Below are 7695 nucleotides of genomic sequence, written 5' to 3'. Positions count from 1 at the left end.
GCAGCCAAGGGCTCGCTGCAATCGTTGTAGACAACGGCTGCGATGCAACGAAGCCCCATCCGGGCTTCCTCGTCGTCAACCGCGTAACCGTCCCGCCGGATCTTTTCGAGTTCCTTGAACAGTTCGCCCGGCCGCACAATCGACTTTTCCGTGAGCCGCGGCATGCCCTGCCGGCAGATGATGGAATTGACGTCCTCGTCGGCGTAAGTGGCGAGCACCGCTTTGCCAACGCCCGACGCCACCATCGCAACCCGGCCGCCGACCTTGGTGAGCGAGCGCATGATCTCGCGGCTCTCGATGCGAGTGAGCACGATGATCGATTCATCGTCGACGACGGCGAGATTGGCAGTTTCGCGGGTCTGGTCGCGCAATTTGCGCAAATAGGGCATCGCCTGCGCCGCAAAATTGCGGCGGCGCGCGAAAGTAGCACCCACGGAAAAGCTCTGCGCGCCGACATGCCACTTCGATTCGGAGCGATCGAAATGGACAAAGCGGCGTTTCTCCAGCGTCGCCAGCAGCCGATGCGCAGTCGAAGTCGACAGGCCGGTCCGGACGGCAAGGTCCGTGAGACGATATCCCTCGTCGTCCTCGGCCAGCGTCTCGATAATCGAGAGCGCACGGTCAACCGATTGAACGCCGCCGTCTCTGGCGTCGCCATCGCTCTCCGCGCCTGGTCTCGGTTCGATCGCTTTGCGCCGGATCACGTTCTTTTTCATCGCGACCTGCATCGACTGTAAAGCCAGACCGTTAGCGCACTAGCGGCCTGATTCTAAAATTCGCATCCGTTTTCAGCAGGTACTTTTGCGAATGTTGGAATCAAAGTGACCACTCGCAAATATATGTTTTGTGACGTTCAGGATTGCAGCATCGATGCAATCAGACCTCGCCCGCAAGCGGGGCCAGGCAATTTAGGAAAATGCCGCCCCGGTTTGGCCGGAGCGGCATGTTGCGTTGTTCAGAGAAGGCCCGCGCCGCGCGCCCATTTGTACTTGGCCGCAAGCACCTCGACCGGAATTTCCGTCGAGTAGGCATAGGCTGGAATGCCGTGCTGATAGAGATATTCGGCGGCTTCCTCGACCTCGATGTCGCCGGCGAGCGAAGCGACGATCGGCTTTACGAAGCCTTTCGCTTCCATCTCCTTCTTCACCTCGACCATGTTGCGCGCAAACACCATCGGCGGCGTCACGATCGTGTGCCAGTAGCCGAGGATCAGCGCGTGAATGCGCTCATCCGACAGGCCGAGCTTCACGGTGTTGACGTAGGTGATCGGCGGCTCGCCGCCGGTGATGTCGACCGGGTTACCGGCAGCGCCGAACGGGGGGATGAACTTGCGGAAGGCCGCATCCAGATCCGGCGGCATCGCCATCAGCGACAGACCGTTGTCCACCACCGCATCGGACAGGAGCACGCCCGAACCGCCGGCGCCGGTGATGATCAGCACGTTCTCGCCTTTCGGCGTCGGCAGCACCGGCACGCCGCGGGCGAATTCGAGCAGCTGGCGCAAGCTGCGGGCGCGAATCACGCCGGACTGCTTGAAGACGTCCTCGTAGATCTTGTCGTTACCGGCGAGCGCGCCGGTGTGCGAGGATGCCGCCTTGGCACCGGCCGACGTGCGGCCTGCCTTCAGCACCACCACCGGCTTCTTCTTGGCGACGCGCTTGGCGGCTTCCGCAAAGGCGCGGCCATCCTTCAAGTCTTCGCAGTGCTGGGCAATCAGGTTGGTGTTCGGATCCTGCTCGAAGAAGGCGAGCAGATCGTCCTCGTCGATGTCCGACTTGTTGCCGAGGCCGACGATCGCCGAGACGCCCATCTTGGCCGAACGCGAGAAGCCGATGATGGCCATCCCAATGCCGCCGGACTGTGACGACAGCGCCGCGTGGCCCTTGACGTCGTAGGCGGTGCAGAAGGTCGCGCAGAGATTGGCGGGCGTGTAGTAGAAACCGTAGATGTTCGGCCCCATCAGGCGAACATTGTACTTCTTGCCGACTTCGACGATCTCGGCCTGCAGTTCGGGATGGCCGGCTTCCGCAAATCCCGACGGGATCAGGACGGCACCCGGGATTTTCTTCTCGCCGCATTCGGTGAGCGCGGCCGCGACGAATTTCGCCGGGATCGCGAACACGGCGACGTCGATCACGCCCGGCACGTCCTTGACGCTCTTATAGGCCTTGTAGCCGAGGATTTCGGCGGCCTTGGGGTGGATTGGATAGATATCGCCCTTGTAGCCGCCGTTGATGAGGTTCTTCATCACGGAGTTGCCGATCTTGCCGTCTTCGGCCGAGGCGCCGATCACCGCAACTGCCTTCGGCTGCATGATCCGGTTCATCGCGGCCACGATCTCTTCGGTCGGACGCGGCTTCTCGCGCGGCTTGTAATTGAAGTCGACGACGATGCGCACGTCGGCGGCGATAGCATCCTTCTTGGTCGCAAAGACCGGATTGAGATCGAGCTCGACGATTTCAGGGAAATCGCTGACGAGCTGCGACACCTTGACGATGACGTCGGCGAGCGCCTCACGGCTGACCGGATCGCCGCCGCGCACGCCCTTCAACATTTCGTGGGCCTGGATGCCGTCCAGCATCGAGAAGGCGTCTTCCTTGGTCGCCGGTGCGAGACGGAAAGTAACGTCCTTGAGGACTTCGACCAGCACGCCCCCGAGACCGAACGCCACGAGCTTGCCGAACGAACCGTCGGTGATCGAGCCGACGATGACTTCGGTGCCGCCGCCCAGCATCTGCTGGATCTGGATGCCTTCGATCTTGGCGTCGGCCTTGTACTTCTTGGCGTTCGCCAGAATGGTGTCGTAGTTCTTCTGGACGTCCTCGGCGGTCTTGACGCCGACCACGACGCCCCCGGCCTCGGTCTTGTGGAGAATGTCGGGCGAGACGATCTTCATCACCACCGGGAAGCCCATGCCGGATGCGATGGTGGCCGCCTCGGCCGCCGACTTGGCGACGCCTTCTTTCGGAACCGGGATCCCGTAGGCATCACAGACCAGCTTGCCTTCCGGCGCCGTCAGACTGGTGCGCTTGTCCGCCTTTACGGCATCGAGGACCTTGCGGACCGCATCTTTGGAATTCGACATTAGCTTCCTCCTTGACTTCAATTCTCGGGCACACAGCCACCACGTGCCGGCTTCGGCAACGTTGCTGGCATTGCACTCATTGGCTCTTCAGCTGACGGCGACGCCAGCCCATCTTCATTACAGCTTGACCGGGCCGCGTAAATTGGTTCGCATGGCATTTGGTATGCCAGAAACGAACTTGTCAAGTCACGGAAATGCTGAAAACAGGGGCAACTTGACATTCTGGCATTTGGCATGCCAAAAATTATTCGGTTCTGGTTCCTAATTATAAGATACACCAACGGCGCACCGATCAATCAACCAGGGCAACAATGACATGGCCGACGCAGACATTGCCGTAGTCCGGATCGTGCCGGAGACAAGCTTCAAGAACAAGGCATATGAGGCGCTCAAGGATGCCATCCTGAAGATGGACATCTATGCGACGCCGGAGCCGGTCATGCTCGACGAGCGCGCACTTTCCGAACGGCTCGGCGTCAGCCGCACTCCTATTCGCGAGGCGATCGCGATGCTGGAGCAGGACGGTTTCGTCAAGACCGTTCCGCGCCGCGGCATCGTGGTCGTCCGCCGCACCAAGAGCGAGATCGTCGACATGATCCGCGCCTGGGCCGCGCTCGAGAGCATGGCGGCGCGATTGATCACGACCACCGCGCGCAAGAAGGACATTTCGGCGCTGCGCGACTTCTTCCGGGATTTCGGCAAGGATCGCCTGCCGGAGCATCACATCGAGGAATACTCGAAGGCCAACATCGCCTTCCACCAGGCGCTGATCGCGCTCAGCGAGTCGCCGACGCTGGTCGACATGACGAACGAGATCCTGTTGCATGTCCGCGGGTATCGGCAATTGACCATCGGACGCACCGAACGCATCGCGGCATCCCTGCCCGAGCACATGGCCATCATCGACGCTCTCGAACAACGTGACACCGAACTGGCCGAAAGGCTGGCGCGGGACCACACGCTCGGCCTTGCGGCTTTTGTCGAAGCCCACGGCAAAGAGCTTTTCTAGCGCATCGATCACCTATCGCGCGTCGCGCGAACCAATCGGGGGACGAACTCGTCCCTCTTAGAAAACGACCAAGGAGAAGCGGAATGTCCGCAGTAGTACAGAGCATCGATGCCAAAGCCGCCGCGGCCGAACAGGAATTGACGGATGGCTTTCACCTGATCATCGACGCACTCAAGCTCAACGATATCAAGACGATTTACGGCGTGCCGGGCATTCCGATCACCGACTTCGGGCGGATGGCGCAGGAAGAAGGCATTCGCGTGCTCTCGTTCCGCCATGAACAGAGTGCCGGTTACGCTGCTGCGATCGCCGGCTACCTGACCAAGAAACCCGGCATCTGCCTTACCGTGTCGGCGCCCGGCTTCCTCAACGGTCTGACCGCGCTGGCGCACGCTACCACCAACTGCTTCCCGATGATCCTGATCTCGGGCTCGTCGGAACGCGAGATCGTCGACCTGCAACAGGGCGACTATGAAGAGATGGATCAGCTCGCGGTCGCAAAGCCGCTCTGCAAGGCGGCTTACCGCGTACTGCACGCCCAGGACATCGGCATCGGTATCGCCCGCGCCATCCGCGCCGCGGTCTCCGGGCGTCCCGGCGGTGTCTATCTCGATCTTCCGGCAAAGCTGTTCGGCCAGGTGATGGATGCCGAGGCCGGCCGCAAGTCGCTGGTCAAGGTGATCGACGCGGCCCCCAGCCAGATCCCCGCCCCTGCCGCGGTCAAGCGCGCGCTTGACGTGCTGAAGGGTGCGAAGCGTCCGCTCATCATTCTCGGCAAGGGCGCGGCCTACGCGCAGGCCGATGACGAAATCCGCAGCCTCGTCGAAAAGAGCGGCGTGCCGTTCCTGCCGATGAGCATGGCCAAGGGCCTGCTGCCCGATCTGCATCCGCTGTGCGCGGGTGCTGCGCGCTCCACCGTGCTGAAGGAAGCCGACGTGGTAATGCTGATCGGCGCCCGCCTCAACTGGCTGTTGTCGCACGGCAAGGGCAAGAGCTGGGGCGAAGCTCCGAAGAAATTCATCCAGATCGACATCGAGCCCAAGGAAATGGACTCCAACGTCGAGATCGTCGCGCCCCTGGTCGGCGATATCGGCTCCTGCGTCTCCTCGCTGCTCGCGGCGATGGGCAGTAACTGGACTTCCGCGCCGGCTGAATGGGTACAGAAGATCAGCGCCAAGCGCGAAGAGAACGTTGCCAAGATGGCGCCGCGCCTGATGAACAACAATTCGCCGATGGATTATCACGGCGCACTCGGCGTGCTGCGCACCATCGTCAAGGAACGGCCGGACGCCATCCTCGTCAATGAGGGCGCCAACGCGCTCGACCTGACGCGCGGCGTGATCGACCTCTACAAGCCGCGCAAACGGCTCGATGTCGGCACTTGGGGCGTGATGGGCATCGGCATGGGCCAGGCGATCGCGGCGACCGTCGAAACCGGTCATCCCGTGCTTGCCATCGAGGGCGACAGCGCCTTCGGCTTTTCCGGCATGGAGGTCGAGACGATCTGCCGCTACAACCTGCCGGTCTGCATCGTCATCTTCAACAACAACGGCATCTATCGCGGCACCGACGTCAACAAGAGCGGCGGCAGCGACCCCGCGACCACGCTTTTCGTCGCGGGCGCCCGCTACGACAAGATGATGGAGGCGTTCGGCGGCGTCGGCGTCAATGTGACGACACCGGATGAACTCAAGCGCGCCGTGAATGCAGCGATGGATTCCGGCAAACCGACGCTAATCAATGCCGTGATCGATCCGGCTGCGGGCTCCGAGAGCGGACGCATCGGCAATCTCAATCCACAAAGCGCTCTCAAGAAGAAATAAGGCGACAGGGTCCAAACGCTCCCGCGCACGGGAGAGTAAATTCCAAGGAGTAATACGATGACAAAGGCGCTGAAAGGCGTTCGAATTCTCGATTTCACCCACGTTCAATCCGGACCGACCTGCACGCAGTTGCTGGCCTGGTTCGGTGCAGATGTGATCAAGGTCGAGCGCCCCGGCGTCGGCGACATCACGCGCGGGCAATTGCAGGACATCCCGAACGTGGACAGCCTGTATTTCACCATGCTCAACCACAACAAGCGATCGATCACGCTCGACACCAAGAACCCGAAGGGCAAGGAGGTGTTGACCGCGCTGATCAAGTCCTGCGACGTGCTGGTCGAGAATTTCGGTCCCGGCGTACTCGATCGCATGGGCTTTCCCTGGGAGAAGATCCAGAGCATCAACCCGAAGATGATCGTGGCGTCGATCAAGGGCTTTGGTCCCGGCCCGTATGAAGACTGCAAGGTCTATGAGAACGTCGCGCAATGTACCGGCGGCGCTGCCTCAACCACGGGCTTTCGCGACGACGTGCCGCTCGTGACCGGCGCGCAGATCGGCGACAGCGGCACCGGCCTGCATCTGGCGCTCGGCATCGTCACCGCGCTCTACCAGCGCACCCACAGCGGCAAGGGCCAGCGCGTCACCGCGGCCATGCAGGACGGTGTGCTCAATCTCTGCCGCGTCAAGCTGCGCGACCAGCAGCGCCTCGCCCACGGTCCGCTCAAGGAATACAGCCAGTTCGGCGAAGGCGTTCCGTTCGGCGACGCCGTGCCGCGCGCCGGCAATGATTCCGGCGGCGGTCAACCGGGCCGCATCCTGAAGTGCAAGGGCTGGGAAACCGATCCCAACGCCTACATCTACTTCATCACCCAGGCGCCGGTCTGGGAGAAGATCTGCGATGTGATCGGCGAGCCCACCTGGAAGACCCATCCCGACTACGCCAAGCCGGCGGCCCGGCTGCCGCGCCTGAACGAGATCTTCGCCCGCATCGAGCAGTGGACGATGACCAAGAGCAAGTTCGAGGCGATGGACATCCTCAACAAGTTCGATATTCCCTGCGGTCCGATCCTGTCGATGAAGGAACTTGCTGAGGATCAGTCGCTGCGCGCCACGGGAACCGTGGTCGAGGTGGATCACCCCACCCGCGGCAAGTACCTGTCAGTCGGCAACCCGATCAAGCTCTCGGACTCGCCGGCCGAGGTGAAGCGCTCTCCGCTGCTCGGCGAACACACCGACGAGATCTTGCGTCAGGTGCTCGGCTTCTCCGACCATCAGGTGAAAGAAATCCACGATTCGGGCGCGCTCGACCCGCCCCAAAAGGTAGCGGCCGAGTAATCGAGGCCCTCCAAAATCGGCATAGGGGCGCGGAGGTCATCCGCGTCCCCTGCCACACCACCCGGCATGCGGATCCGCACCGGGCGGTTCGATGGGTTGAGGTTAGCTTGTCAGGGACGGAACTCCCAGCTTTCTGAAGAGATCGTTTGGCAGCGCCTTATTGAGCGCCATCGCGGAGTTGTGCCACCAGCGGCGGCTGTTGGCGGCAACTCGTCTGGCCACGTCGTGAGGTGTGCCGCGAGCAAGCAGCTCGCGATAGATGACCTTACCCCGTTTCCAGTGCTTGAGTTGTACCGCCCGGAGGCGGTGGCGGACCCAGCCGTCGATGTCGGCAAAGACGCCGGGTGTCTCGGCCAAGCGGAAGTAGCCTTTCCATCCTGTCAGATACTTTCCTAACGCTTTGCATATCTGCGCGAGACTTCGTCCGGCGCTACGCCGGGTCA

At 61.9% G+C, this 7695-nt stretch carries 6 protein-coding genes; 3 read left to right on the top strand and 3 right to left on the bottom strand.

Features of this window, described 5'->3' with window-relative positions:
• Both NEZ08_RS11450 and NEZ08_RS11445 read right to left on the bottom strand, forming a co-directional pair.
• The coding region (locus tag NEZ08_RS11450; protein ID WP_298106902.1) for an IclR family transcriptional regulator at window positions 1-716 on the bottom strand (716 nt) is incomplete at its 3' end.
• Between the two features lie 239 nt (window positions 717-955).
• Window positions 956-3085 (bottom strand): acetate--CoA ligase family protein, encoded by a 2130-nt coding sequence (locus NEZ08_RS11445; protein WP_298106901.1) that lies wholly within the window; start codon window positions 3083-3085, stop codon window positions 956-958.
• Window positions 3086-3401: 316 nt separating this feature from the next.
• On the opposite strand from NEZ08_RS11445, the gene NEZ08_RS11440 reads away from it, so the two are divergent.
• From NEZ08_RS11440 to frc, 3 genes are all read left to right on the top strand, one after another.
• Window positions 3402-4094 carry a GntR family transcriptional regulator gene (locus tag NEZ08_RS11440; RefSeq protein WP_298106900.1) on the top strand — a complete coding sequence of 231 codons (693 nt, stop codon included), beginning with the start codon at window positions 3402-3404 and terminating at the stop codon, window positions 4092-4094.
• Window positions 4095-4177: 83 nt separating this feature from the next.
• Entirely contained in the window at window positions 4178-5917 is a 1740-nt protein-coding gene (oxc, locus tag NEZ08_RS11435; RefSeq protein WP_298106899.1) for an oxalyl-CoA decarboxylase, read from the top strand.
• A gap of 57 nt (window positions 5918-5974) precedes the next feature.
• On the top strand, window positions 5975-7252 hold the full coding sequence (gene frc, locus NEZ08_RS11430) for a formyl-CoA transferase (RefSeq protein ID WP_298106898.1): 1278 nt from the start codon (window positions 5975-5977) through the stop codon (window positions 7250-7252).
• A 102-nt stretch (window positions 7253-7354) separates the two neighbouring features.
• Here the strand turns inward: frc and NEZ08_RS11425 are convergent.
• On the bottom strand, window positions 7355-7695 hold a 341-nt coding region (locus tag NEZ08_RS11425; RefSeq protein WP_298106896.1), incomplete at its 5' end, for a group II intron maturase-specific domain-containing protein.

This window comes from Bradyrhizobium sp., from assembly GCF_027451485.1.
In the GTDB taxonomy this organism is placed as follows: Bacteria; Pseudomonadota; Alphaproteobacteria; order Rhizobiales; family Xanthobacteraceae; genus Bradyrhizobium.
Note: the sequence above shows the minus strand (reverse complement) of the source record. Positions and strands in the feature narration are given on the sequence as shown.